The 25,617-nt window shown below is 47.1% G+C and carries 22 protein-coding genes; 12 read left to right on the top strand and 10 right to left on the bottom strand.

Going from position 1 to position 25,617, the window contains the following annotated elements; translation table 11 throughout:
* The first annotated feature begins 42 nt into the window (after window positions 1-42).
* Both ACKU40_RS00980 and ACKU40_RS00985 read left to right on the top strand, forming a co-directional pair.
* Window positions 43-2,133, top strand: coding sequence for a methyl-accepting chemotaxis protein (locus ACKU40_RS00980; protein WP_320174678.1), 2,091 nt, complete (start codon window positions 43-45; stop codon window positions 2,131-2,133).
* A 449-nt stretch (window positions 2,134-2,582) separates the two neighbouring features.
* The gene (locus tag ACKU40_RS00985; protein WP_320174679.1) at window positions 2,583-3,212 is read left to right on the top strand and encodes a GntR family transcriptional regulator; all 630 of its coding nucleotides are present in this window, start codon (window positions 2,583-2,585) and stop codon (window positions 3,210-3,212) included.
* Between the two features lie 22 nt (window positions 3,213-3,234).
* Here the strand turns inward: ACKU40_RS00985 and ACKU40_RS00990 are convergent, their stop codons facing one another.
* Together ACKU40_RS00990 and ACKU40_RS00995 are read right to left on the bottom strand one after the other, a co-directional pair.
* Window positions 3,235-3,894 carry a BON domain-containing protein gene (locus tag ACKU40_RS00990; protein WP_320174680.1) on the bottom strand — a complete coding sequence of 220 codons (660 nt, stop codon included), beginning with the start codon at window positions 3,892-3,894 and terminating at the stop codon, window positions 3,235-3,237.
* A gap of 73 nt (window positions 3,895-3,967) precedes the next feature.
* Window positions 3,968-5,449 (bottom strand): glycosyltransferase, encoded by a 1,482-nt coding sequence (locus tag ACKU40_RS00995; protein WP_320174681.1) that lies wholly within the window; start codon window positions 5,447-5,449, stop codon window positions 3,968-3,970.
* A gap of 109 nt (window positions 5,450-5,558) precedes the next feature.
* On the opposite strand from ACKU40_RS00995, the gene ACKU40_RS01000 reads away from it, so the two are divergent.
* The 6 genes from ACKU40_RS01000 to ACKU40_RS01025 all read left to right on the top strand — a co-directional run bounded on the left by ACKU40_RS01000 (window position 5,559) and on the right by ACKU40_RS01025 (window position 10,574).
* Window positions 5,559-6,158: an RlmE family RNA methyltransferase gene (locus ACKU40_RS01000; RefSeq protein WP_320174682.1), complete on the top strand. Its 600-nt coding sequence runs from the start codon at window positions 5,559-5,561 to the stop codon at window positions 6,156-6,158.
* Between the two features lie 86 nt (window positions 6,159-6,244).
* Window positions 6,245-6,991, top strand: a complete 747-nt coding sequence (locus ACKU40_RS01005) for a YebC/PmpR family DNA-binding transcriptional regulator (protein WP_320174683.1) — start codon at window positions 6,245-6,247, stop codon at window positions 6,989-6,991.
* Window positions 6,992-7,498 (top strand): crossover junction endodeoxyribonuclease RuvC, encoded by a 507-nt coding sequence (gene ruvC, locus ACKU40_RS01010; RefSeq protein ID WP_320174684.1) that lies wholly within the window; start codon window positions 6,992-6,994, stop codon window positions 7,496-7,498.
* Window positions 7,495-8,106 carry a Holliday junction branch migration protein RuvA gene (gene ruvA, locus ACKU40_RS01015; protein WP_320174685.1) on the top strand — a complete coding sequence of 204 codons (612 nt, stop codon included), beginning with the start codon at window positions 7,495-7,497 and terminating at the stop codon, window positions 8,104-8,106. The genes ruvC and ruvA overlap by 4 nt, the downstream gene beginning before the upstream one ends.
* A 24-nt stretch (window positions 8,107-8,130) precedes the next feature.
* The gene (gene ruvB / locus ACKU40_RS01020) at window positions 8,131-9,117 is read left to right on the top strand and encodes a Holliday junction branch migration DNA helicase RuvB (protein ID WP_320174686.1); all 987 of its coding nucleotides are present in this window, start codon (window positions 8,131-8,133) and stop codon (window positions 9,115-9,117) included.
* Window positions 9,118-9,125: 8 nt separating this feature from the next.
* Window positions 9,126-10,574 carry a sensor domain-containing diguanylate cyclase gene (locus tag ACKU40_RS01025; protein ID WP_320174687.1) on the top strand — a complete coding sequence of 483 codons (1,449 nt, stop codon included), beginning with the start codon at window positions 9,126-9,128 and terminating at the stop codon, window positions 10,572-10,574.
* A gap of 98 nt (window positions 10,575-10,672) precedes the next feature.
* On the opposite strand, the gene ACKU40_RS01030 is transcribed toward ACKU40_RS01025, so the two are convergent.
* The 5 genes from ACKU40_RS01030 to fdhD form a co-directional block, all read right to left on the bottom strand.
* Window positions 10,673-13,210, bottom strand: a complete 2,538-nt coding sequence (locus ACKU40_RS01030) for a dynamin family protein (RefSeq protein WP_320174688.1) — start codon at window positions 13,208-13,210, stop codon at window positions 10,673-10,675.
* 91 nt (window positions 13,211-13,301) lie between these two features.
* On the bottom strand, window positions 13,302-14,231 hold the full coding sequence (locus ACKU40_RS01035; protein ID WP_320174689.1) for a transposase: 930 nt from the start codon (window positions 14,229-14,231) through the stop codon (window positions 13,302-13,304).
* Window positions 14,198-15,190 (bottom strand): GTP 3',8-cyclase MoaA, encoded by a 993-nt coding sequence (gene moaA / locus ACKU40_RS01040; RefSeq protein WP_320174690.1) that lies wholly within the window; start codon window positions 15,188-15,190, stop codon window positions 14,198-14,200. The genes ACKU40_RS01035 and moaA overlap by 34 nt, the downstream gene beginning before the upstream one ends.
* A 1-nt stretch (window position 15,191) precedes the next feature.
* Entirely contained in the window at window positions 15,192-16,133 is a 942-nt protein-coding gene (locus ACKU40_RS01045; RefSeq protein WP_320174691.1) for a formate dehydrogenase accessory protein FdhE, read from the bottom strand.
* Between the two features lie 193 nt (window positions 16,134-16,326).
* Window positions 16,327-17,115, bottom strand: coding sequence for a formate dehydrogenase accessory sulfurtransferase FdhD (gene fdhD / locus ACKU40_RS01050; RefSeq protein ID WP_320174692.1), 789 nt, complete (start codon window positions 17,113-17,115; stop codon window positions 16,327-16,329).
* 252 nt (window positions 17,116-17,367) lie between these two features.
* Between fdhD and ACKU40_RS01055 the strand changes: the two genes are divergently transcribed.
* The 4 genes from ACKU40_RS01055 (at window position 17,368) to glgP (ending at window position 22,286) form a co-directional block, all read left to right on the top strand.
* The gene (locus ACKU40_RS01055; RefSeq protein ID WP_320174693.1) at window positions 17,368-18,192 is read left to right on the top strand and encodes a substrate-binding domain-containing protein; all 825 of its coding nucleotides are present in this window, start codon (window positions 17,368-17,370) and stop codon (window positions 18,190-18,192) included.
* A 136-nt stretch (window positions 18,193-18,328) separates the two neighbouring features.
* A complete protein-coding gene (locus tag ACKU40_RS01060; RefSeq protein ID WP_320174694.1) occupies window positions 18,329-19,024 on the top strand; it encodes an ABC transporter permease in 696 nt (231 codons plus the stop codon).
* Window positions 19,024-19,671 carry an ABC transporter ATP-binding protein gene (locus ACKU40_RS01065; protein WP_320174695.1) on the top strand — a complete coding sequence of 216 codons (648 nt, stop codon included), beginning with the start codon at window positions 19,024-19,026 and terminating at the stop codon, window positions 19,669-19,671. The genes ACKU40_RS01060 and ACKU40_RS01065 overlap by 1 nt, the downstream gene beginning before the upstream one ends.
* Before the next feature lie 149 nt (window positions 19,672-19,820).
* Window positions 19,821-22,286: a glycogen/starch/alpha-glucan family phosphorylase gene (glgP, locus tag ACKU40_RS01070; protein ID WP_320174696.1), complete on the top strand. Its 2,466-nt coding sequence runs from the start codon at window positions 19,821-19,823 to the stop codon at window positions 22,284-22,286.
* A gap of 33 nt (window positions 22,287-22,319) precedes the next feature.
* Here the strand turns inward: glgP and ACKU40_RS01075 are convergent, their stop codons facing one another.
* The 3 genes from ACKU40_RS01075 to ACKU40_RS01085 all read right to left on the bottom strand — a co-directional run bounded on the left by ACKU40_RS01075 (window position 22,320) and on the right by ACKU40_RS01085 (window position 25,533).
* Window positions 22,320-22,661, bottom strand: a complete 342-nt coding sequence (locus ACKU40_RS01075) for a hypothetical protein (protein WP_320174697.1) — start codon at window positions 22,659-22,661, stop codon at window positions 22,320-22,322.
* A gap of 101 nt (window positions 22,662-22,762) precedes the next feature.
* Window positions 22,763-22,996 (bottom strand): Hpt domain-containing protein, encoded by a 234-nt coding sequence (locus ACKU40_RS01080; protein ID WP_320174698.1) that lies wholly within the window; start codon window positions 22,994-22,996, stop codon window positions 22,763-22,765.
* Window positions 22,936-25,533: a response regulator gene (locus tag ACKU40_RS01085; protein ID WP_320174699.1), complete on the bottom strand. Its 2,598-nt coding sequence runs from the start codon at window positions 25,531-25,533 to the stop codon at window positions 22,936-22,938. The genes ACKU40_RS01080 and ACKU40_RS01085 overlap by 61 nt, the downstream gene beginning before the upstream one ends.
* Between the last annotated feature and the right edge of the window lie 84 nt (window positions 25,534-25,617).

Below are 25,617 nucleotides of genomic sequence, written 5' to 3' on the forward strand. Positions count from 1 at the left end.
CTTACGTTTATTTCGTACAGAATTTGGTAGGAGGTTACCTGAATGAGGTTGGACATCAAGAATAAGCTTATATTGTTGATTCTAGCAGCTGTATTGCTATGTGCAGGCGGTATGGCGTCAATTTCTTTTGTTAAAATGACAGATATGGCTCAGACTGCTTTTGAGGAGTCTTCGCTAAGTGAATTGCAGCAAGTGGATAATTTTATATCCGAGTTTATGCATGAAGCAGAGTTGAATGCCAAATTTTTAGCTGGTGAACCGGCGGTTACCGAGTCTTTCGGAAATAACTTGAATCTGGTTCAGGATAAGAGTCTTGATGCAGTTAAAAGAGAGTGGATGAATGATAAGGCAAAGGCGGCTTTTGATCTGATGAAAAGGCTGGTTACCAGTCACGATGCTTATGATTTCGCCTTTTTCGGAATGGATGACGGCGGGTTCAACATGTATCCGGAAGACGGCATGCCTGCCGGTTATGATCCCCGTGCAAGACCGTGGTATACCGAAGCCGTCGCGGGAGCTAAGGATACTTCTGTCAGTAAGGCGTATAAATCCACAACAGGTGTGGCTGTAAGCTCCATCACCTCCAAGATAAGAGATAACGGCAGGGTTATTGGTGTCGTCGGTTTTGACATCAACTTGTCGACGCTTACCGATGTTGTCTCAGCAATCAAGATAGGTAAGACCGGATACATTATATTAATGGAAGGGGACAACACCATCCTCTCCGATCCTGTAAATAAAGATTATGCTTTCAAGAAGGCTGAGGATCTTGATGATCCGGGTATGAAGAAACTGGCTGCAATGAAAGATAGCTTTGCTCCGGTCACCCTTGGCGGAGAGGATAAGTTCGTCAGGGTTTTTACCTCTCCTGCCCTCGGCTGGAAGCTGGCTCTGCTGATCGACAAGTCCGAAATTATGGAAGGTGCGTATGATACCGTTAAAGATACCCTGCTTATGGGGCTTGGTATTGCTGTCGTGCTTTGTCTTTTCGGATGGTTTGTTGCCAGGTCTATTGCCAATCCTATCCAGATGCTTGTCGGTGCGGCGCAATCCGTTTCCAAAGGTGATTTTGATGCCATTCCAGATGAGTCCCGCTTCTCCGGTGAGCTGCTTACCTTGCAGCAGGCTTTGAAAGGCATGGTTGTTGATCTGGGCAAGTTGCTCAAGACAACTGAAGAGAAAGGCCTCGAAGCTGAAGAACAGACAAAGCTGGCTAAAGAAGCCTTGGCTGAGGCCGAGGAAGCACGGAAAGCAGCAGAGAGTGCCAAGCGTGAAGGTATGCTGCAGGCAGCAGGGCAGTTGGAGCAGATTGTCGACCAGATTACCAGCGCATCTCAGGAACTTTCCGCCCAGATAGAGCAGTCCAGATCCGGTGCTGAAATCCAGAGAGAGCGTTCATCTGAGGCTGCAACTGCGATGGAAGAGATGAATGCATCTGTTTTTGAAGTTGCACAGAATGCTTCTCAGGCAGCTGAAAGCGCTGACGATGCCCGCAAGCAAGCTGATGCCGGTGGCGGAATTGTTGATAATGTTATTTCAAGTATTGGTGAAGTTGATGCCGCAGCAGGTCAGATGGCTACAGGGCTTGAGACTCTGGGCAGGAGGGCCGAGGGTATCGGGCAGGTTATGAATGTGATTACCGACATCGCAGACCAGACTAACTTGCTGGCACTTAACGCTGCAATCGAAGCCGCCCGTGCCGGAGAGGCTGGACGAGGGTTTGCGGTTGTAGCGGATGAAGTCCGCAAATTGGCTGAAAAAACCATGGATGCCACTAAGGAAGTCGGAGAAGCTGTTTCAGCTATTCAGTCCGGAACCCGCAATAGCATCAGTGATATGGAAAAAGCCTCCGGTATGGTTGAAAGGAGTACTGCTTATGCTTCCGAGGCTGGGAAGTCTCTTTCTTCAATAGTTAATATTGTAGAGTCAACAGCAGATCAGGTTAGAGCTATTGCCACTGCATCTGAGGAACAGTCTGCCGCTTCTGAAGAGATTAATCGTAATACTGATGAAATTAATCGCATTGCTTCTGAAACATCACAGGCTATGGAGCAGTCTTCCCAAGCTGTGCATGAGTTGTCCCGCCTCTCTGAAGATCTTAAGAGTGTTATAGATGATTTGAAAAAAGTGTAAGATCTGATTCAAAATTGATTTAAAAGCCGTTATCCAGGAGGATGGCGGCTTTTTTTATTTTCCACTGCAATGGTGGGGTTTTAACAGGATGTATTTTCGAGTTATAGATAGTGTAAAATACATTGGAATATGTTTGTAATATGTAGATGTGATAAAATATGCTGCATTCTGCTTTGCGATAATTAGTTTAATTAAACTGTTGTATTAAATTATATGCTGTATAAAAGAACGCAGTGTATGGTTGTGTTTTGTTTATTTTGTAATTAGAGCGTGTCCTGTATTGTTTTTAGTATGTCTGGATAGTATTGATTTTATATAATATATTGTTGCGGTGTACACTTCCGCTCTTGATATTGTTTTGAAAAGTGGTTAGGTTCCGCTCTCAAAGATATGTGCGTTTTGAAGGGGGAATGCATAAATCCGGCCTTTACTTCAGGGGGAAAATTTTTATGGTATCCAGTGTTGGACTGAAAAGACGGGTTTTGCGTGATGATGTTGTAGAGCACATCGTAGGCTGCATTTTGAAAGGACATCTGAAGCCCGGTGATAAGATTATCGAAACTCGAATTTCACGGGAGCTGCAGGTCAGTCAGGGTGCTGTGCGGGAGGCGATCAGGGATCTGACCGCCAGAGGTTTTGTTGAGACCGAACCCTACAAAGGGTCCCGGGTAAAAGTCCTGTCCTCAGATGAATTATATGATTATTTTGCAGTACGGAGTGAGCTTGAGCCTCTGGCTCTCAGCTGGGGGTACGAGCTGAACAGGATTGACGTTGAAGGCCTTATGTCCGCTGTCGAAAGTATGTTTGACGGAGTTGAGCGTCAGGATATGACTGCCTTAGGTCAGGCTGATCTTGATTTTCACAGGACGATCATGGAGTGTTCCGGAAACTGTTCACTTGTCCGTTCATGGGAAGCTCTGGCTAACGATTACTGGATGTTCACCTTGGTAAAACAGCATTTGGAGAACGGCGTTGATCTCGGCGTACATGCGCAAGAACACAAAGATATTGTTGATGCCGTCAAAGCAGGAGATCTTGAGCTTACTAAAGAACTTCTGCGGAATCATTATTCACTTTAAGTTTCAGAAGTGACATCTTAAGTTAACGCATTGCATCAGCTATTCTTTGCTGTTGCCCTAGATATTTGTTCTGTCGGGTGGAGCGGATGAATGACTTTACTCCCTTCACCCCGTTAACTCCTGCGGCTATCTGCTTGGCCTTGACCGCTTCATTTATGCTGGCGACCCTGCCCATAAGTACCACATTGCATTGTACTGATTTAACTGCCACGTTGGCTCCCCATACGGAGTCATCATTCAGCAGTGCGCTTTTTACTGCCATTTGGATCATATAGTCATCCGTCTTAGCGCATGCATTCTCGTCTTCAGCGAACAGATAGGTAGTAAGGGAATTGACGTTCTTGTTTTTTCTGACAATCTTGCGGATCAGCTGAAAATCTTCCTTGTTATCGTATTCTCCGACCACATAAACGTGCCCGTTGTATGCATAGGTGCTCAGGTCCATGATATTGAGATTCTTTTCGTTGATAATTTCAGACTGAATGCTGGTTTCAAGCATTTCGTCTTCAACGATAGTCTGGAAGCCGCGCTCATCTGTGCTGATGGCATAGGCATTGTAAAATGTACCGACTGATGACGGAATCATCATAGGTCCGGGTAACGGTGGGATAAGCACTGAAGCGGAGCATCCGCTCATGCAGGTCAAAGCTAGCAGGGCAAGGCAAAATATTAATTTCCGCATCTCGTCATCATCCTTGATTAGAGTTTCTGAGTGCAGATAAAGCAAAAGCTGTGCCGTTTTGTTTAAAGTATATTTAAATAAGAAAATTTAAGATCTTACGAACTCTGTTCTTATATGTGTGTTCTTTCATTATATGTTCATGCCAATTTTTTGAAAGCTCTTTTTGCCGTTGCGGATTACTTTTAATGAATTCAATTTTTACGGGCAGCTCCGCAGGTGTCTTGAAGGTGCAGTAAGTGAGAAGTTCTTCCGGGAAAATGGATAAGCCCGGCGTGTAGTCGCTTAAAAGGAAGCCTCCGGCAGCCCAGACATCGAAATTGCGTTGGGTCAGGCCGCAGGGCAGGAGCGGGCTGGTCATGTTCAGGTTGATCCCGGCACCGGCGTAGATTCCGGGCAGGATGGTAAAATAATCAACAGGGGGCCGAATATCTGCGTCGGGCAGGTATTGTCGCCAGCCGTCATCTCCGAAAACCGTGAGTTCGCTTCCGGCTTTCTGCAATGACAAAATCCTCCAGAGCAGTCCTGATTGTTCGGTCCTGTATCCTGTTGAACGAACCTCCCTACCGGGCCAGAGCTTTTCAATGTTCTCTCGCTTAGCCCACCATTCAAAATTTGGCTTTGTTGCGTTTTCGATAGCCTTCAGGGCTGCTTTTTCGTCCTCTATATTAAATGCACAGCCGGAGAAAAAGTTGTCCTTGGCTGGGAAACTGGAGCGGCCAACGAAAACAGTGCGTTCTTCCAAAGCCGGATATGGAACTACCCCCGTATTGAATATTTGCGGGTCGGTGGCTAAAGGCAGGTGCTCGACTTTTTGAGCTCCGTGCTCTTCAAGGACGGGGATAAACCAATGGTCAGTAACCATGAGCGGAACTTTCCGCCAGTACGTGGATTTAATGCCGGACAAGATATGGAAGGGATTATCCACCATCCATACTGCCACTTTAATTCCGGCTTCGCGAAGTATGAAGTAAGTTTCACCTGCATTATCAAGGCCGTTAAAATTGACGCTTAAGACCAGTTCCGGCAATTCGCTGTGCAGCAGGGATACCAGATTTTTGCGCATTGCGTCCGGATCAATAACCCTGTAAGAGAACCCCTCGCTCTCGAATGCGTGGCAGAGTTCCGGGATTAGCAATGAGTTGTCGTCGCCCGGAAGCCAGATTGTTTTGCTGTGGCTTTTACGCATTACTCCGGTGCGTTTCACGGTCAGTTTGGCGAGCAGAGGTTCCCAGAAAGAGGGAAACAGTCGTTTGCCGGGAGTATAGAGAATTACCCGGAAGCCGGATAGATCGATTGCAGGCTCCGTGTTGAGTTGCTTAAATCGTGACGGGATTGTATACCCTTCGGGCAACTGTGCGCTGTGCTGCGGGCATTCAAGGTAGTATAAATTTTTCGCCTGCGGAAAAATCTGCGCGGCTACGGACGGATTAGGGCCAAGACCGAGAAAAAGGATTTCCCCTTCGCCGCCGAGGTCCTGAAAATATCTGTCACCTTCGGGAAGTGATTGCTGCTGACCTGATTCGTTCTTTATGCGGATTCTTTCGGGGCGTTGCATTGCTTACGATACTTGGCTTGCGGGCCGTAATAAGTTAATTTCCAGTCACCTTATAACGCAGTCGGTTGCAAAAGTCTTTTGCGGATCACTGCGAAACATAAATCAGATTATGAAACAATATCGCGACCATTATTTCAAAAGGGCCAAAAAAGAAAACTATCCCGCCCGTTCCGTGTACAAGCTTCAGGAACTGGACAAGCGCTTCAAAGTTTTCGAAAAAGGCCAGAATGTTATGGATCTCGGGGCTGCCCCCGGTTCATGGAGCCTGTTTGCCGCTAAGAAAGTAGGGGACACCGGACGTGTGCTTGCAGTAGATATTCAGTCTACTGATACCGTCTTTCCGGATAACGCAACTTTCCTGCAGGCCGACGTTTTCGAGGATTCCCCGGAGCTTTTGGCTGCAATGGATAAGCAGTTGCCCTACGACCTTATCATTAGTGATATGGCGCCCAAGACAACCGGGGTTAAGTTTGCCGATCAGGCCAATTCCCTTGAGCTTTGCGAACGTGCACGTGATATCGTGCCTAGCAGGCTTAAGCAGGGTGGGCATTTTATCGTTAAAATTTTCGATGGCCCCGACGTTAATGAATACATCAACTCTCTACGCAAGATGTTTTCCAAGGTAAAAAGATTCAAGCCGAAGAGCTGCAGAGAGGAAAGCAAGGAGTTCTTTGTCGTAGGACTTGGCTTTCGCGGCAATGAAGAGTAAGAAGACTGGTTCTTCATGCATATATTATAAATACTGTCCCGCCAAATTTAAGAGTGACGGGACTTTGATATTCTCAGGAGGAAAATATGGCCGGACATAGTAAATGGGCTAACATCCAGCACAGAAAAGGTAGACAGGACGCCAAGCGCGGTAAGATTTTCACCAAAATGGCAAAGGATATCATCCTTGCAGCCAAGGGCGGAGGCGATCCGGCAATGAACCCCTCCCTGCGCCTCGCCATCTCCAAGGCGAAAGCAGTGAACATGCCTAACGATAAGATCGATACCGCAATCAAAAAAGGTACCGGCGAACTGGCCGGTGGTGACATTTCTGAAGTTATGTACGAAGGTTACGGTCCCGGCGGTGTAGCTATACTTGTTGAAGCAGCTACCGACAACAAGAACCGTACTGTTGCCGAAGTTCGTCACGCTCTGGGTAAGGGCGGCGGCTCCATGGGTGAAGCAGGTTGCGTTGCATGGATGTTCGATAAAAAAGGCGTCATGGTTTTTGATGCAGAAAAGTACACCGAAGACCAGCTGCTGGAAATCGGCCTTGAAGCAGGTGCCGAGGACGTAATCGCTGAAGACGATTCCCTCGAAGTTCACTGCATGCCCGAAGATTTCAGCGCAGTTCAGAAGGCTTTTGAAGAAGCAGAATGTGAAGCAACAAGCTCCGACCTCGCTTTCGTGCCTAAGAACCTCGTGGAAGTTGACGTTCCTACCGCTAAGAAGCTCATGAACCTCATGGAAAAGCTGGAAGACAACGAAGATGTACAGAATGTACACGTTAACGCTGACTTCCCCGATGAGCTCATGGCTGAAATGGAAGACTAGATGGGCGGATCAGGTATTGTCATTATCGGTATTGACCCCGGAACCCGCGTTACCGGATACGGTATCGTCAGAGAACTTTCCGGACAGGTATCCCTTGTGGATGCCGGGACAATCCGTACCAATACCAAAGAGCCCATGTGCGCAAGGCTGGGGGAGATATACTCCCGTATAGCCGAGCTCATAAAAGAATATTCACCGGATGAGGCGGCAATCGAAAATGCGTTTGTCGCCTCCAATCCGGCTTCAGCTCTCAAGCTGGGACAGGCCCGTGGTGCAGCCATGGCTGCCTGCGCCGTATCCGGCCTTGTGGTTTCCGGGTATGAACCCACCAAGGTTAAAAGCAACCTCGTGGGCAGCGGACGGGCTGATAAATCGCAGGTCGCCTTCATGGTGGAGCGCATCCTTGGGGTGAAAAACACCAAGTGGGCCAACGATACCACCGATGCGCTGGGCATTGCGATCTGCCACCTCAATGAACGAAGATTCTCAAAGGTAGCCGGAAGATGATCGCCTATATCCATGGTAAGCTCCTAGAGGCCACAGACAAGTCCTGCATTATACTCACTCCCGGCGGAGTGGGCTATGAACTTTACCTGACCCTTACCGCTATCTCGACCCTGCCGGAATCTGGATCGGATGTGACCTTCTACGTTCATTCAGTGATCCGCGAAGATGCTTTTGATCTTTACGGTTTTCCCTGCTTTGATGACCGCGAGGTTTTTCGTACCCTTATTTCCGTCGACCGCCTTGGCCCCAAAAAAGCGCTGGCGATCCTTTCCCAGTTCGGTCCCAAGGATTTGCAGGATCTCGTTTTCCGCGAGGACGTGAAGACGCTGTCCATCGTTCCCGGTATCGGGCCCAAGTCCGCGCGCCAGATTCTCTGGTCCCTCAAGGACAAGATGGAAACCCTGAAATCCGCCACAGTGCGCAGCGGTGCCTGCCCTGTGGAAGGTGACCGCAGTGAATTTCTTGATGCTCTTTCCGGACTGCGCAACCTCGGTTACGCAGATGATGAAGTGCGCGATTTCCTTAAGAATATATTTGATGAAGAGCCCGACCTTGACGCTGGTGGAGCTATCCGCGTAGCTTTGAAAAAGATTTCCCAGAACAAGTAATTTTTCAGCAGGCAGTACCGGAATATGATGGAAAACAACGGTTCAGACGATCACATCAGACCGCAACGGCTGTCCGATTTTATTGGGCAGGACGACCTGCGCGACAACCTTGATGTATTCATTCAGGCTGCGCGCGGGCGCGGCAACGCCATGGACCATGCCCTTTTCTACGGTAACCCCGGTCTGGGTAAGACCACCCTTGCGCGGATCATCGCTTCCGAGCTGGGAGTTAACCTCATTTCCACCTCCGGTCCGGTTTTGGAGCGCAGCGGAGACCTCGCCGCCATCCTGACCAACCTGTCCCGCAACGATATTCTTTTCATCGACGAAATCCACCGTGTGCCTGCCACAGTCGAGGAAGTGCTCTATCCGGCCATGGAAGATTTCAACATCGACCTGATCATCGGACAGGGACCTGCCGCCCGTACCGTAAAGATCGACCTTGAGCCGTTTACTCTCGTAGGGGCTACAACCCGCCTGGGATTGCTGACTTCACCCCTGCGTGACCGTTTCGGCTGTATCTTCCGTTTGGAATTTTATTCCCCCGAAGAATTGGCTCGCATCGTTACCCGTGCTTCCCGTATTTTCGATCTCAAGGTTACCGATGAAGGCGCGCTGATTATCGGCAAGCGTTCACGCGGCACACCGCGTATCGCGAACCGTCTGCTGCGCAGGGTGCGCGATTTCGCTACAGTGCACGGAGATGGGGTAGTGACTGGCGAACTGGCTGACATGGCCCTGAATAAGCTTGATGTTGATCCGTTAGGCTTGGATTATATGGATCGCAAGATTCTTTCTATTTTGATTGATCAGTTTGGCGGCGGTCCTGTAGGTGTTAAAACCATTGCCGTGGCCTGTTCCGAGGAAGTGCGAACCATTGAGGAAATTTATGAGCCATACCTGATCCAGTGCGGTTTCATGAAGCGTACACCGAGAGGGCGTGTTGCTACTGCCCGGGCTTACCAGCATCTCCAGAAGGTTGCTTCCGGCGGGCAGGGCAGTTTGTTTTAGGAGGGGAAATGACTGTTCGGGTAAAGTTGATATTCGTTTTGACTTTGATTCTTGTCTCTGCATTTATTTCAATCAGCCTTTTTAACTATAACGAATCCCGCAAAAAGATTCATCGGGATATAGTTAACTCCTCCCTTCCCCTGACCCGCGATAATATTTATTCCGAAATTCAGACCGTACTGATGCGGCCTTTATTTGTATCTTCCCTTATGGCTAATGATACCTTTCTTAAGGATTGGGCCGCAGGCGGAGAAAATAACATTTCTAAGATTGAGCGATATCTGGGAGAGATTCAGGATAAGTATGGATTTTTCAGCGCCTTTTTCGTTTCCGCTGAAACAGGTAAGTACTATTATCCGGGAGGAATTCTCAAAACCATTTCCCAAAAAGATGAACACGATGTCTGGTATTATGATTTTGTCGGCAGTGGTGAGGACCATGATTTGGATGTGGATTCCAATGAAGCAGCTGACAATATCCTGACTGTTTTTATCAATCACCGTCTGACCAGTGATGATGGTAAACTGCTGGGAGTTACCGGTGTCGGATTGAAGATGGACAATGTTTCCAGATTATTGGAAAAGTTTTCAGAAAAATACGGTAAAATCATTTTTTTGGTTGATGGGAACGGTCTTATACAGGTTCACCATAAAGTCGGAATGATCGAAAACATAAACCTAAGGCATATGCCGGGGCATGGTACGATTGCCGCGCAGGTTTTGAGCAACCCTGCTGAGCCTGCAACATATGAATTTGAGTATGCCGGTGATCGTATATTTTTGACTTCGCGCTATATCCCGGAGCTGGAGTGGTGGCTCATTGTAGAGCAGAATGAAACCGTGTTGCTTGATGCTGCACGGCATAATTTTGTGCGTACGATTATCGTTGGTGGAATAGCTACTCTTTTCATTGTGGTTTTAAGCATTCTTGTGATCAATCATTTCCAGTTACGTTTGGAACAGCAAGCTGATTCTGATGAGTTGACCGGTTTAGGAAATCGGCGATCATTTGAACGTTTTTTTGAGTCCGCAGTTTCCGGCATCAAGAAGAAATCCGGTCCTTTTTCTATTATCTTATTGGATATTGATGGGTTCAAAGCAGTCAATGACAAATGCGGTCATTTGGAAGGGGACCGCATACTCAAGCATATTTCTTCTATTATACGCTCTTCTGTACGTGATTCAGATTTTTGCGCCCGCTGGGGAGGGGATGAGTTCCTTCTTTTTGTAGATGGTGAAATTGATCTTGCCTTTGATATTGCCGAGAGAATCAGAACTGCCGTAGCTGATGCGTGCAACGATGATCTTGTTTCAAGTGATTGCGGTGAGAGGGTTACAGTCAGCTGCGGTGTTGCTCAGTATGCTGATGCAGATACCTTGGATTCTCTGATCGTGAGGGCAGATAAGGCTATGTATGAGTCTAAGGCGCAGGGGAAGGATATGGTTATTAAGGGTTAAGATTGATTTGATATTTTTTTATGGGAAAGCCCCGCACAACTTGGTTGTGCGGGGCTGAGTATTTTATAAACGCTCAAGATAACGCTTTTGCCTGATACTTATGCTTCAACAGCTTTAAGCTTAGTCTGGATTGCGTCCATTATGTGTGGAACCCCTTCAGATGACTTCTTCAGTACATCAAGATACAAACGGTTGTATTGAACCAGTACAAGTGCGTCGGTGAGAGTTGGTATATATTGCCTTTCTGCCGATCTTAAAAACTCTTGTTTTAGTTCATAAGCCGAACTTTTCAGAGATTCTCCTAATGGTTTTACCTGTTCTGACAGAAGCTCATCATACCCTTTCATTTTTTTATTTATAAACTGTTCCTTTGCTTTCTTCTCACTAGTTAAGAGCCTTATTACTCCATAAAGAGCCGCTACTGCGGCAAGAGCTGATAAGGTTACAGGATTGGCAACAGTTGGAGCTAAGGTAGCTAATGAAGTCCCTGACATTAACATTGAAGTTGCTCCTGCTCCTAAAGCTATCTTCTCACCATTCTTCATTGTTGAATTAATCGAGGCTGACAAGTGCTGTAAGGAACTGTCAACTGAACAAGCCTTCGCTATCCCTTGAGCACTCTCTTGAAGAACTGAAATATTGCACGCAATCTCTTTTTTGTTGGTATCATCAAATCCTTTCTTCTGACGGTCCCATTCTTGGAAGCATTTTTTCAAATTTTCCTGAACAGGATCAAACCAGTTATTGACAATTGCTACCGAAGTATGAGAATCGAAATCCTTCCATTCATCCTCCTTGGCAAATTTGGAACCAAGATATTCTACCTTTTCTCTGATTGCCCTTTCTAATGACTCATTACTAGCCTTACGAGCTGTTTCAAACTGTCCCAGAAAGTCAGCTACCATATGATCGGCATCTGCGTTAATTTTTGCCAGTCTTTCCCTTAACAAAAGAACAAGCTTATCACATGTGTTTTTGATAGTTTCCGAGTTGGTTTCAAGCAAATCCATAATATCGTCAGAAGGTAAATTATTCTGCATTCTTTCAGCATACTCTTGGCTACATTTCTCAGCCAGCAAGAGTAAGTTTTTATGCTTCTCTTTTACCTTTTCCCGATAATTTGAGTTGTGATTGTCATCCTTTAAATTACTTTCAATCAACTTGATGATTGAGCTTAATCCTGTAGTATCATTTATTTGTGTATATTTATCAGAACATCTAGATTCCATCGCTTGCAGTGCATTTACAGGAACACAGCCAAGTAGCGACACACTTGAGTCAGCACACAACTTTTCAACCAGTCCTACCCTATCGGCAATAATTTCATCACGACTGACTTCAGAAATTTGATCAATATGACTAATAGCTAGAATGAGGTTTACCGCTCTACCTTCATTAATGATCCGTTTCAGGTATTCAATTTCAGATGCGCCTATTGCTTTCGCGCTAACAACAAAGAGAATACAGTCTGCTGTAAGGCTCTCAGTTAACGAAAAATCATTTCTTATACCAATGGGATCATTAAGGCCGGGCGTATCAACTAATACAGCCCCATCTTTCAGAAGTTCTATTTCATCTGAGTAGATTATGTCTTCTACAAGACAACTGAACTCACCTTTGGCAGAAGTGTACGCAATAACATCGTCATAAGATTCGATTGAATTAATTAACCCGCCAGCCTCGAAATTACATTGACTGATGATCTCATCTAATGAGTTGAGTTCATGTTCATGCCCATTTTCAGATAAAAATATTTTAAATTTGTCTAATGACTCTTCAGAAAGCCACGTGCCTGAATAGCTGGGTGTTTTGGCATGCTGAATTTTAAAATTTGTAGCAGTTTCTGCTAACCCTTCTCTGACAGGACTTATTGTCTTGCCTAATAAGGCGTTGAAAAGAGTACTTTTTCCCCTTTTTACTTCCCCGCAGATAACTATTTTGAACGGCTGCTCTTGGAGCATATCGAATAAGCTTGAACACTCTGAAAGAAGGTCTCCGCTTTCAATTTGAGATGCAATGCCTTCAATCTCTCTAATGCTTGCCGCCATTTCTCGATTAAATTTCCATGTCTCAGGTGTGAAGGTACTGATTCCAGATTCCTTTCGCGAAAAAGGATTTGTGACCTTGAATGTTATTCCAAAAGATTTGATATACTCAGTGTATTTTAATGAGGGTTCAGCTTTTACGAGTTGCTCGAGGTTTTCTTTTATAGAGGGGGAGTCTAATTCAAATCCCTCATATAACTTTATCAAAATGTTGGCACCATTAGAATCTAATTGATGGGAGTCATTGATTACTTGGATAAATCCATTCAAAATCCTTTCTTTCGTGTCATGTCCCAGGACTGATTCCTTGGCCCCTTTGCACACTGATTTGATAACTAGGTCGATCTCGCTGGCTGGATTTAATATTTTATATAAAGTTTTAGCCCGAACATCCAATCTCTGTCCTTTCTTTTTACCAAACACCAATTCATACACATTATCTAATTGCTGAATTTCCTCGATAGTCACGATGCCATCGGCATTGACTATTCCCCCAAGAAGAGTTGCGAGGTTGTCCGTAAGGCTATTTCCTGAACAAATCGATTCAAGAGTAGGGAAATTTGCAAGTATAGGCATATTGTTAGAACTCATATTAAACCCCTATTTGTTTTATATGAGTTCACATAACCAACGGATTGCTAAATTTCAATATAGTTTTATGATTTCGGGTAACTAAAAATCCCTAATCCACGTCAGGAACAATCTTACAAATATAACTAGTCAATAAATCAAACAAATCTTTCGAACGATTGTTGAATCTAAATTCCAGTTCCTTCAGATATAAAGGAAAGCGATGTGGGGATATTCCTTTGTAGCGCTTGAAACGCTGACGTGCGAATTGCCAGAACTCTCCACCTGATATTTCTATGTGCGGGGTGACATCCGGGTATTTGCGGATGTAATCCAGCGGCAGGGAATCATCTCCGCAGAGGATCAGGGAATCGTACTTCTGGTAGCGGTCGGTGTGGATAATGCTTCCGTGCCGGACCAGCTTGAGGTGGAAGTTGTGGTTGAAGTGGAACACCGATTCCGCAGTGATGTTCTGCATCAAATCGATGAACACCCAGCCGTTCTTTTCCATTATCCCGAATACGGGGATGGCTCCGGTGGTTTTCTTGGAAGGCACTCCGGTCAGCTTTTTGTTCTTGAGGTGCTTATGCAACCCGGTCTCAGGGCTTAGCAACTGCTGGGCATCGATTGCCTGTGCTAGAATTGCGAAACGCAGGGCGGTAATTGCCTTGTAGGTCGCGTTATAGGAAAGCTCCAGATCAAGTGAGATTGCATGTGCGGTGTGATCCTCGGCGAACATCTGGATCAGGCGCACCCATTCGCGGGCGGAAAGGCCGCCGTTGTTGATCCAGCGGCCGCTGAAATCCTGAAAGGTATACTTGCACGAGGAGCAGCGGTAGCGGTCACCGTTGAGATTGTAGAGCTTGTGCTCGCGGCAGCGGGGGCAGAAAGGTTTGCGATCTCCCAAGGCTTTGTGCAGCAGGAATTTTCTGGCTTCATCTTCAGAAGACGTCAGGCGCGCCAGAAATTCATCCCTGTTTTCGGAAACAGTTCCCATAGAAGATCCTTCTATCCGCCTATCGCCGACATCTGTGTTTCGCATACACCTTCACTTCCTGATCTTTGTTCCAGTAGATGGTATCCCAGCGGTTTATCGAGAGTTGCCTCCGCAATTACCTTGCGCAGGGCATCATCATCCAACTCGGGATTTCTTAAAATATCGCGCAGTCCGTATGTCTTGTCTGAGAAAAGACAGGTGCGCAGCTGACCGTCGGAGGTGATGCGCAACCTGTTGCAGGTGGCGCAGAAATGGGAGCTTACGGGAGAAATGAGACCCAGCCGCCCCTTACCGCCTTCGATAGAGTACATGCGCGCGGGACCGCGGTTTTCGGCAGTACGTTTTACCGGGATCAGGTTAACGTATTCTCTGCCTTGCTCAAGGATATCATCAGCGGACCAGAACCTGCTGTCGGATTTGGTCTCGTCGCCCATGGGCATGAATTCGATGAAGCGCATGTCGATGGGATTTTCACGCGCAAAATCGATGAAGGAACTGAGCTCTTTGTCGTTGATTCCTTTCATGGCCACGGCATTGACCTTAACCCTGATTCCGGCAGAGAGGCAGGTGGTGATGGAAGCCAGCACATCATTTAAATGATCTCGTCCGGTAACTTCCTTGAAGGTTTCCCGGTCAAGTGTATCGAGGGAAATGTTCAGCCTGCTGACCCCGATTTTTTTAAGCTCAGGCACCAGCGGCTCGATCAGGGTTCCGTTGGTGGTTATGCGCAGGTCTAGTTCCGGGTGGCTGTTCATGACTTGTGAAATGAAATCCATGAATCCCTTACGGGCAAATGGTTCACCACCGGTCAGGCGCAGCTTGGAAATATTCATGGAAGCAGCAAGATCAACCAGACGGAGCATTTCCTCGTAGCGCAGGATGTCCGGGTGGGGGATGTGCTTGAAATCTTTGGTCACGCAATACATGCAACGCAGGTTGCAGCGGTCGGTAACGCTCAGCCGCAGGTAATTAACCGTGCGGCCTATCTTGTCGGTGAGTACCATTTTAGAATCCCCAGACGGAGAGGGTACCCCGGTTGTATCCTTCCTCCACTGCTACAAAATCCAGCGGCAGGGATTCAAGATCATTGAGTGCGGGTACGGAAACTTTGTCCACTTCCCTGAAATCTGCGGTTTTCATGTAGGTCTTGCAGGAATCGCAGACATCTACACGATATCCCGGTGCTTCTTCCACGGTGAAAAATTTAAGGCTTTCCGCGTTGGTGTTGTCGCAGTAGGCACAGGCCATGCGGCGGACACGGTATTCGGTATGGCAGAAGGAACAGTTGGCGTAGCGGAAGCCCTGCTTGTGATGCAGGGTGTGCATGAAAGGCACGGAGCCGCAGATAGGACAGTGTCCGTGGCTGCGCGGTGCAGGCTGCTCCAGTTCGAAATCAATTTCGGCGCTGTCGGCCCGTTCAGATGTGTCTGCCTGCTGATGGGGGAGCTTTTCTTCAAGTGCTGCAGCAACAGCCTTAATGGAAGGAGTCAGTGCAGACTGAACTAGAAAGCTGAGGGTGCGCGGTGCTTCGGGCATTTTTTCCGCCCAGTCCATGAAGAAGTCATCATCGGTTTCAAGGTAGGCCTTGAAAGCCTGCTTCAGGTCCAGCTCGCCGGACTTGATGGCTGCGGTGATCATTGCGGTTGCTTCGGCGATGGGCCCTTCTTCCCTGCCTACCAGCTCTGCCAGTTCAGCAACAAGCTTGCATGCCTGTTCATAGTCGTAGGTAAAATCCTCACGGGCGAGCAAAGGGCGTCCTTGCAGGTTGGCATCGTCAGGAGCGAGGTCCGTCGGAATGATCGGGGAGGAGTGCTGCTGCGCCTCCAACTGGATTGCGGCAACATTTGAAATTAAATTAACAAGCTCTTCCGGGAGGAAAGGCTTTTTCCGCAGCTCGGATATTTTTTTATCCAGCTGTTCTTTGGCACTGCTGTAATCGAAATTCATTATAAAAAACACTCCTTAAAGGAACCCGGCTGTAGGGCGGCCGAGTTTATTTCATTCCTGTTAAAAAAAGCATATGCCTTAATAGTGGCACCTGCATAAGAGTGTTAATTAATCGCGTTTTGGCACAAAGTCTAATCGATTATGAGAAAAAAATATTATGGCTTAAATGGTATAATTTAATTGTGCGGAAAAATTACAATCCTTTGATTCGGCCCTGATCGTTGTAAACCCAGAATCCGGTTTTGCTGATGTTTCCGACGAGAGTGATGCCGATTTTGCGGGCCAGTTCCACAGAAAAACTGGTTGCCACGGCAGTGGAGGCGAGTATGGGAACTCCGATGCGTACGGCCTTAAGCAGGATTTCCGATGCTACGCGTCCGGTGGAGACGATCATTTTACCGTCAGTGGGTACGTTTTCAAGAAAGCACTGGCCTACGATCATGTCGATGGCGTTGTGGCGTCCGATATCCTCGCGGAAGTAGAGCATCTCTTCCGGCGTGCAAAGGGATGAATTATGGCAGCCGCGGGTCTTGTTATACAGAGTGGACCGCGAGTGCAGTTCATTGGCGTGGGTCAGGATCTGCTCCGGTGTGACTGTCAGTTCCGAGGTGATGGTCCGTTTGGAGATGGTGGAAACATTGCGTCCGAAGTTTGTACCCTTACCGCAACCGGAAGTAATGGAATATTCGAGAACGCGGCCTTTCCACGGATCATGGCTGGTGCTGATATCCGCGATAATGCGGTCTTCATGCTCCGTAATCTTCAGGTCGGTAATCTGGTCGCGGGTGGAGATATAGGCGTCTGATTTCAGAAAACCCACAGCCAGATAATCAGGGTAGCGGGCCGTGGTCAGCAGGGTCACTACTTCACGCCCGTTAAGGTTGATGGTCAAAGGTACTTCAAGGATGCTGCTGATCTCTTTATCCTTGAACTCACCACCGCAATATTCTTTTACTGTATAGCTGAAACTTTCTTTCATCATGCTCCACCTGATATATTTTATTAAGCATAGGGGTAACAGGCTTTGCGGGCAAGGCCTTAGTTTCTGCTTCTATTTCAGCACCCTTTTGGTGCAAAATCAGGTTAAGACTAAGAGTATAATTGTGCTCATATTGACATAGAGCGTCCTTTCTGGTCTATCCATACACTAGTCCAGCCTATTCTCTGGCGTGACTTCAATTTGCGGATGATCTGGAATTTACGAATTTTAAACAGAGTTCTTTTTGGAGGAAAAATGAAAAAATTTAAAGTATTGCTGCTTACTCTCGCTCTCGTTTCACTGCTCGTTGCTCCGGGACTGGTAAAAGCTGAAACGCTGATGATGGCTACCACCACCAGCACAGATAACACCGGTCTGCTTGATGAACTTGCTCCCATGTTTGAAAAAGATACCGGCATCGAGCTGAAGTGGACTGCCGTAGGCACCGGTAAGGCTCTCAAAATGGGTCAGAACTGCGACGTAGATGTTCTTATGGTTCACGCTCCCGCAGCCGAAAAAAAATATGTTGATATGGGCGCTCTCAAAGACCGCCGCGAAGTAATGTACAACGACTTCGTAATCATCGGTCCCGATTCCGACCCCGCAGGCATTAAAGGTCTTCCGGTTGTGCAGGCTATGAAAGCTGTTGCAGATGCAAAAGCTGCTTTCGTCAGCCGCGGCGACAACTCCGGTACCAACAAAAAAGAAATTTCCCTCTGGAAAGTTGCAGGCATGGCTGTTCCCGATAAAGCAGAATGGTACATCCAGACAGGTCAGGGCATGATCAAAAGTATCACCGTTGCTGAAGAGCGCGATGCATACATCATGACCGACCGCGGCACCTACATTAAATACAGCGCAAACAAGAACGGTTCCCCCGAACTGAAAGTACTGGTAGAAGGCGACAAGTCTCTCTTCAACCAGTACAGCGTGCTGGCTGTTAACCCTGCCAACTGCGAGAATGCAAAATACGAACTGGCAACCAAATTTTCCGAGTGGATGGCTTCCCCCAACACCCAGAAAGCTATCGGTAACTTCAAGCTGCTCGGTAAAAAACTCTTCATTCCCAACGCACAATAAATAATAGTTCATGAGTGGAATTCCTATGGAGTTCCACTCATTTTCCCTCCCCTTTTTATATTATGTTTCGTTCTTGTTCTCCGTAAGGCCGTTTGGTATTAATAGGATTTATGTGAAAGGGAGGGATTAATAGTACATGGACTTTATTTTAACCGGCTTCTGGCAGGCATTTGTACTGCTCTTTTCCGCTGACCCGGAAACATATTCCGCCATTTACACCACCGTCTGCGTGACGACCATTTCCATCAGTGCGACTCTGATTATCGGTGCGCCTTTGGGCTTTCTGCTCGGCTATCACGAATTTCCCGGTAAGAGGTGTTTGCGCCTTCTTGCCGATACCATGCTTTCCTTCCCCACGGTCGTGATAGGACTTCTCGTATACGCCATGCTTTCCCGCAGGGGACCCATGGGTGAAATGGAACTTCTGTTCAGTATTCCGGGCATTGCTGTAGGGCAGACCCTGCTTGGGTTGCCTATCGTCATCGCCATGATGGCTACGGCGGTGGAGAATCTCGACCTGCGTCTTAAGCAAACCCTGCTCACCCTTGGTGCGTCACATGGACAGATCTTGCGGACCATCCTTTGGGAGGCCCGTTACAGTCTTATCCTTGCTGCTGCAGCAGCTTACGGGCGTATTGTTTCTGAGATCGGTATTTCCATGATGGTCGGTGGAAACATCAAGTGGCATACCCGGACCATAACCACTGCCATTGCCCTTGAAACAGGCAAGGGGGAGTTTGCCATGGGTATCGCTCTCGGGCTGGTGCTTATGATTATTGCCTTTGCGGTTAACTATTCCATGTCCGGTGTCAGAAAAAGGGCGGGCCAGTAATGAAGGATTTGTTCAGGCTTGAAAATATCTGCCAGCGCTATAATGGCCGGCAGGTTCTCTCCCTTGAAAAATTTTCAGTCGGCGAAGGGGCGATTGTCGGTTTGGCCGGGCATAACGGCAGCGGCAAGAGTACCCTGATGCGTATGCTGGCTTTTCTGGAAAGTCCGGAATCCGGTAAAATTTTTTATGACGGCAGCCAGGTCGATGAACCGGATTTGAGCTTGCGACGCGAAGTTACTATGCTTACCCAAGAGCCATATCTGCTTAAAAGGTCGGTGGAAGCAAATGTTTCATACGGCCTTGAGCTTCGTGGTGAAAGAAATATTCACGACAGGGTCTGCGATTCCATGATTCAGGTTGGTTTGGACCCGGACAAGTTTCTGCATCGCAACTGGTTTGAGCTTTCCGGCGGTGAGGCGCAGAGGGTTGCCCTTGCCGCGCGTCTTGTATTGAATCCACGGGTGCTGCTGCTTGATGAGCCAACAGCCAGCCTTGATTTTGAATCTACGCAACTAATCCATAAGGCTTCGGTTTCTGCCCGTGAAGAGCAAGGCACGACACTTGTTATTGTCAGCCATGATCATCTTTGGCTGGAAGAAGTCTCCGATACAATTTATCGCTTGGAAAACGGTCAACTGGCCGGTTGATGCTTTGCTGTAACTTTAGTCGCTATTATTAAATTTGGTCCGGAATCTTCCGGACCTTTTTTCTTTTTAATTCCATACTTGATAAAAGTGGATTTAGGCCACTCAAGCTGTTACTCTATGACTAATCCCCGTATCCGTTAGGAGGAGTCATGAAAAGAAGCAGCTTCAAGGTCCAGAAGAAAAATGACCGCAAGAGCCTCACCGAGGACATCCGGAATCATGTGATCTATTCGTTGAGTAAAGAAGTTAAGGATGCCAGCGAATGGGACGCGGGCAAGGCTCTTGCCCTTGCCCTGCGGGACAGGCTGGTTGAACGGATGATCGAAACCCGTGACCGCTATCGGCTGGTGAAAGCCAAGCGGATGTATTATTTTTCCATTGAGTACTTGCTGGGCCGTTGTCTCGGTAACAACCTGTGTAACATGGAGATTCTAGATCTCTGTGAGGATATTTTCAAGGACCTCGGTTACGATCTGGACGAAGTCAGGGCCAGCGAACGCGATCCCGCTCTCGGTAACGGGGGATTGGGCAGACTGGCGGCCTGCTTCCTCGATTCTCTGGCTACTCTTGATCTGCCCGGCTGCGGTTACGGAATTCATTACGAGTATGGTTTGTTTCGGCAATCCATCCACAACGGTTATCAAAAGGAGCTTGCGGATTACTGGATGAAGGAAGGGATGCCCTTGCAGGTTGCCCGTCCTGACCAGTCGGTTATTGTCCCTCTTTACGGTAGGGTGGAAAATGCGGTTACCCCCAGTGGAGATTACCTGCCTATGTGGGTGGACTGGGATGATATTATAGGAGTTCCTTATGATATCCCCGTAGTAGGTTACGGCGGAAAGACCGTAAACTACCTACGTCTATTTGCGGCAAGGGCTTCTGAAAATTTCGACATGGATATCTTTAATCATGGCGACTACATCAGGGCAGTGCAACGCAAGATCGAATCAGAAATGGTCTCAAAGGTTCTTTACCCCACGGAATCCGTTTCTTTCGGTAAAGAATTAAGGCTGGTTCAGGAATACTTCCTCGTAGCTTGCGGATTGCGGGATATTACCCGCCGGTTCTTAGCCCAGAACAAGAATTTTGAAGAGTTTGCAAATTATGTTGCCATTCAGCTTAACGATACCCATCCGGCCCTGACTGTTGTGGAGTTGATGCGCTATCTTGTGGATGAAAGGCGCATTGAATGGGAGAAGGCTTGGGAAATAACCAGTGCTACCTGCGCATATACCAACCATACCTTGCTCCCGGAAGCTTTGGAATTGTGGTCGGTTTCCTTGATTGAAAAGGTTCTGCCGCGCCATTTACAGATCATTTATGAAATTAACAGCCGTTTTTTGAAAAAGGTTGAGAGCAAGTATCCCGGTGATAATGAAAAATTGAGACGCATGTCCCTTATCTGTGAAGACGGGACCAAGAAAGTGCGCATGGCCAATCTCGCGGTGGTCGGTTCCCATTCGGTAAACGGGGTTTCCGAATTGCATTCCGAGTTGGTTAAGACCCGTTTGTTTCCTGACTTTTATGATTTTACCCCGAAGAAATTCAACAACAAGACTAACGGGGTGACTCCGCGACGTTGGATGCTTAAGGCCAATCCCGCTCTTTCATCATTGCTTACCGATACGCTGGGGAACGGGTGGATTACTGACTTGAATGAGCTGCATAAACTGGAAGAGCACATCAACGACAGTGAGTTCCGTTCAAGGTTCATGGAAGCCAAGCGAGCCAATAAGATCAAGCTGGGCAATTTCATAAATGCTACCTTGGACGTTAATATTCCTCCGGAGGCTATTTTCGATATTCAGGCCAAGCGTATTCATGAGTATAAGCGCCAACTGCTGAATATTTTACACGTAATTCATCTCTACCTTGAGCTGGTGGATAATGATGTTGAGCCTTCATGTTCACGGGCTTTTCTTTTTGCTGGTAAGGCTGCTCCCGGTTACTGGGAGGCCAAGCAGATTATCAAGCTTATTCATTCCGTAGCCAATGTGGTCAATAATGATCCGCGTGCGGAAGGCTTGCTTAAGGTTGCTTTTCTGCCTGATTACAGAGTTTCCCTTGCGGAGAAGATAATTCCTGCCTGCGATGTCAGCGAGCAGATTTCAACTGCCGGAACCGAGGCCTCCGGTACTGGAAATATGAAATTTGCCATGAACGGCGCTTTGACTGTCGGCACTTACGATGGCGCAAATATTGAGATGCTGGAAGAGGTGGGACAAGATAATTTCTATCTGTTCGGATTGAAGCAGGAAGAGGTGGAAAAGGCTTTGCGGGAAGGAAGCTATCATCCCCGTGAAATATACAACCACAGTCCGGAAATACGGCAGGTTTTTACCGCCTTATTGGAAAACAGGTTTTCATCCAATGAACCGGACCTGTTCCGCTGGCTGGTCGATAAGCTGCTGACTGATAATGAGCAGTATATGCATCTGGCTGATTTCAAATCATACAGTGATGTCCAGAAACGGATCGACAGGGATTATGCTGAAAGGGAAATCTGGTCCGCCAAGGCAATTTTGAATACTGCGCGCATGGGTAAGTTCTCAACTGACCGGACCATGCTGGAATATGCTGAAGATATCTGGAAAATTAAGGCTGTGAAGTCATAATGTAAAAAAAGGACCGGAATACCGGTCCTTTTTTTATTTAACTTTTTTCAGGCGAACGGCAGTGCCGTAGCAGGAATAGAATTTGTCCCCTTCAGGATGGAATGAGACCGACTCTCTGTAGCCCACAATGGCATCGGCATTGGCATCAATTGCCTGTGCTATGAGGCCGTAGAATGCGTTGTCGAAGTTGTAGCTTCGGCAGACGATCAGACCGAATGTTCCAAGAACTTCCCTGTTCGGGACTTCTTCGGTGGTCACAATTTTTACCTTTCCGCCAAGATAAAGGTTGCGGGCCATATCAAGACGCTGGTCTTTTTTAGCATCTTCAATGGTCCTGTTTGTCTTGCGGTTGGGGCTTCCAAACATTAACGCCATATTTAAAATCCTCTTTTACAGTCAATATTTATTAATGATTTCTGCCTCAAATATGAATTAATTTCAACTGAATGAATGCACCGTGTCCTGATCTGCCTGCCTTAATTAAAATCTTTTTCAAGAAGGGCAACATCCTCGCAAAGAAGAGTGAGTTTTTCAGTTGTTTTTTCAAGGGCGATTTCAGCATCTTCTTTCAGGTCTGATTTGCAGCTTTTCTCCAGTTCAAGGGCAGCCATAGCCAATTCATTTGCGGAGATGTTTGCGGCTGATCCTTTCAAGGTGTGCGCTTTGTCTCCGGCTTCCTTGAGCTGATCGGCTTGCAGCAGTTTTCGCATTTCTGCAGTGAAATCTTTGTTGTACTCCTGAAGTTGCGCAGGATGCTGACCAGGATTCCCATATCTCCGCCAATTCGTTCCAGAACTTCGGAAACATTTATTTCCCGGTATTGTGTGTCATCCCTCTGCGTGGTGGATGGCTCTTCTTTTGGTGAGGAAGCGGCAGGCTGTTTCGTCTTTTTCTCCTGCTTCAGGTGGTTGCGGATGATACTGATCATCTGCTCTTTATCGATAGGTTTGGGAATATAATCGTCCATGCCGGAAGCAATGCATTTCTCTTTGTCGCCGCGCATGGCGTGTGCTGTCATGGCGATGATCGGCAGATTTTTCATTTTCAGGTCATTACGGATTATGGTTGTTGCCTCATACCCGTCCATTTCCGGCATCTGGATATCCATAAGAACGATGTCATAGCCTGCTTCCTGCACCATTCTGACAGCTTCCGCGCCATTAGGGGCTGAAGCAATTTCAATTCCGGTGGGCTCCAGTATTTGCTCCGCCACCTGCTGGTTTATGGGGTTGTCTTCAACAAGAAGCAGTCTATAGGATTTGAATTCATCTTTAATCGGCTTTGAAGGTTCGTAAGAGTATTCTTGAGGTACATCATAGCCGAAAGTTTCCATGATGGAATTAAAGAGGGTGGCCTGTTTGAGCGGTTTGCTGATCATTCTGTTTATTTGAGCTTTTTGGGCTTTACTCAGTGCTGTATTAAGCTCTGTGGCAGTGATCATCAGTATGGGGAGTTCTTCTTTACTGTATGTTTTGCGGATTTCAATACTTGCTTCATCCCCGTTCATGCCGGGCAGTTTGAGGTCAATGATGAGCATTTTGAACTGGTCATCTTTCTTTTCTTCAATAAGTTTGATGCCTTCTTCCGCGCTGGCAACACTGGTGGGCTGGAATCCGAATTGTTTGAGATAGCGTACCAGCACGCTGCGGACTGCGAAGTTATCGTCTACCACCAGAACAGGTTTGTTTCTCAGCTCCTGCGGAATTTCAAATTCAATCAGGGATGTTTCCACTGCTACATTAGGAGTGATGGTGAAGAAAAATGTACTTCCGTCTTCCGGCCTGCTGCGGAACCAGATGTTTCCGCCCATGAGATTAACAATGCGTTTGGAGATGGAAAGACCCAGTCCTGTTCCCCCGTATTTGCGTGTCGTGGAACCGTCCGCCTGCTTGAAGGCTTCAAAAAGATGGGGTTGCACTTCTTCAGGTATTCCAATCCCTGTATCTTTGATGGCAAATACAATTTCAGATTTGGTGGCATTTATCTGGTCTGCTGAAACAGTAATGATGATTTCGCCTTTGCTGGTAAATTTAAAAGCATTGGCAGTGATGTTGACCAGAACCTGACGCAGTCGCAAGGGGTCACCGATGATGCGTTGAGGCACGCCGGGCCGGATATCAATAACCAGTTCCGTCTGTGAGGCGACCATTTGTTCGACAAAAAGATCGCTGATGTCATGAATGAGCTGGTGCAGGTTGAAATTAACCTCTTCGAGGCTGAGTTTTCCGGCTTCTATTTTCGAGAAGTCGAGAATATCGTTTATCAGCCGCAGCAGAACTTTACCCGAACTGATAATGATTTTTATGAATTCCCGTTGCTTGGAAGAAAGATCGGTCTCCATAGTCAGGTCGGCCATACCGATGATGGCATTCATGGGAGTGCGGATTTCATGGCTGACATTGGCCATGAATTCACTTTTGGATTTGGACGCAGCCTCAGCTTCATCCTTGGCGACCTCCAGTTCACGGTTGATGATTTTCAGCTCGCGATAACTTTTTTCAAGGTTTTTATTGCTTTGATGGATTTTTTCCTGCAACTGTCCGCTATATTGTTTGAGCTTAAGGTCCTGCTCTTCAATCTGCTGCAGCATATTGTTGAAGTTTTTGACGAGGCTTTCCATTTCACCCCTGCACTCGATTTGCACCCGTGAACTGTAGTTTTTATCCAGCGAAATCTGTCTGGCGGTCTGGCTTAATTTGGTTATGGGGGAAATGAGAATCCTGCGCATGGTTACAAACAGTGCAAGGTTAATCAGGATAACCAGCAGCATGGTGCGCAGCAGTGAATTGAGGAGCGATTGATATAGCTCATCATCAATGAATTTAGGGGAAAGAAAGATTTCCACAGCCCCGATGGGCTGGTTCATGATTGAAATTTCAGTTTTGCGTTTAACGAATTTGCCGATGGGCCAGCTTTTGAAGTTGATTATGTTCCACGTTTCGTCACGCATCTTTCCGGCAAAAACATTGTTGCCGTTGTCTTCGGTAACCAGAATGGCCTTGATACGCTTGTCGTTCATTTCCGAGAGCAGGATACGGTTGATAGCAGCCTGGTCAACATTCCAGAGTGGAGTAATCAGGGATTCGGAAAGCCTCTCAACAAGCCCGTCAGCCTTTTGGTTGAGTTCATCGAGCATGTCTCTACGCATGGAACTGTAATCGTATGCCCCGGAAACAATGAATGAAATTAGGGAAATAGCTACGATCAGAACTCCGATTCTGGTTTGTACTTTATCTATTTTTAACAATTTCAATCCGTTGGTTGATAGATTGGGCAAATTCCCGCGCTTTTGCTTTAGATATAGACAACTGTTTAGCATTCCAGCATATTC

It is taken from the genome of Maridesulfovibrio sp. (assembly GCF_963666665.1).
Taxonomy (GTDB): domain Bacteria; phylum Desulfobacterota; class Desulfovibrionia; order Desulfovibrionales; family Desulfovibrionaceae; genus Maridesulfovibrio.

Excerpts from the sequence above, each read along its gene's own strand:
- ACKU40_RS01080 (WP_320174698.1), bottom strand. The coding sequence starts at position 22,996 with ATGCGAAAACTGCTGCAAGCCGATCAGCTCAAGGAAGCCGGAGACAAA.
- ruvC (WP_320174684.1), top strand. The coding sequence starts at position 6,992 with ATGGGCGGATCAGGTATTGTCATTATCGGTATTGACCCCGGAACCCGC.
- ruvB (WP_320174686.1), top strand. The coding sequence starts at position 8,131 with ATGATGGAAAACAACGGTTCAGACGATCACATCAGACCGCAACGGCTG.
- ACKU40_RS01030 (WP_320174688.1), bottom strand. The coding sequence starts at position 13,210 with ATGAGTTCTAACAATATGCCTATACTTGCAAATTTCCCTACTCTTGAA.
- ACKU40_RS01060 (WP_320174694.1), top strand. The coding sequence starts at position 18,329 with ATGGACTTTATTTTAACCGGCTTCTGGCAGGCATTTGTACTGCTCTTT.
- ACKU40_RS01000 (WP_320174682.1), top strand. The coding sequence starts at position 5,559 with ATGAAACAATATCGCGACCATTATTTCAAAAGGGCCAAAAAAGAAAAC.
- ACKU40_RS00985 (WP_320174679.1), top strand. The coding sequence starts at position 2,583 with ATGGTATCCAGTGTTGGACTGAAAAGACGGGTTTTGCGTGATGATGTT.
- ACKU40_RS00995 (WP_320174681.1), bottom strand. The coding sequence starts at position 5,449 with ATGCAACGCCCCGAAAGAATCCGCATAAAGAACGAATCAGGTCAGCAG.
- ruvA (WP_320174685.1), top strand. The coding sequence starts at position 7,495 with ATGATCGCCTATATCCATGGTAAGCTCCTAGAGGCCACAGACAAGTCC.
- moaA (WP_320174690.1), bottom strand. The coding sequence starts at position 15,190 with ATGGTACTCACCGACAAGATAGGCCGCACGGTTAATTACCTGCGGCTG.
- glgP (WP_320174696.1), top strand. The coding sequence starts at position 19,821 with ATGAAAAGAAGCAGCTTCAAGGTCCAGAAGAAAAATGACCGCAAGAGC.
- fdhD (WP_320174692.1), bottom strand. The coding sequence starts at position 17,115 with ATGATGAAAGAAAGTTTCAGCTATACAGTAAAAGAATATTGCGGTGGT.
- ACKU40_RS01065 (WP_320174695.1), top strand. The coding sequence starts at position 19,024 with ATGAAGGATTTGTTCAGGCTTGAAAATATCTGCCAGCGCTATAATGGC.
- ACKU40_RS01055 (WP_320174693.1), top strand. The coding sequence starts at position 17,368 with ATGAAAAAATTTAAAGTATTGCTGCTTACTCTCGCTCTCGTTTCACTG.
- ACKU40_RS01025 (WP_320174687.1), top strand. The coding sequence starts at position 9,126 with ATGACTGTTCGGGTAAAGTTGATATTCGTTTTGACTTTGATTCTTGTC.
- ACKU40_RS00990 (WP_320174680.1), bottom strand. The coding sequence starts at position 3,894 with ATGCGGAAATTAATATTTTGCCTTGCCCTGCTAGCTTTGACCTGCATG.
- ACKU40_RS00980 (WP_320174678.1), top strand. The coding sequence starts at position 43 with ATGAGGTTGGACATCAAGAATAAGCTTATATTGTTGATTCTAGCAGCT.
- ACKU40_RS01035 (WP_320174689.1), bottom strand. The coding sequence starts at position 14,231 with ATGCGAAACACAGATGTCGGCGATAGGCGGATAGAAGGATCTTCTATG.
- ACKU40_RS01075 (WP_320174697.1), bottom strand. The coding sequence starts at position 22,661 with ATGGCGTTAATGTTTGGAAGCCCCAACCGCAAGACAAACAGGACCATT.
- ACKU40_RS01005 (WP_320174683.1), top strand. The coding sequence starts at position 6,245 with ATGGCCGGACATAGTAAATGGGCTAACATCCAGCACAGAAAAGGTAGA.
- ACKU40_RS01045 (WP_320174691.1), bottom strand. The coding sequence starts at position 16,133 with ATGAATTTCGATTACAGCAGTGCCAAAGAACAGCTGGATAAAAAAATA.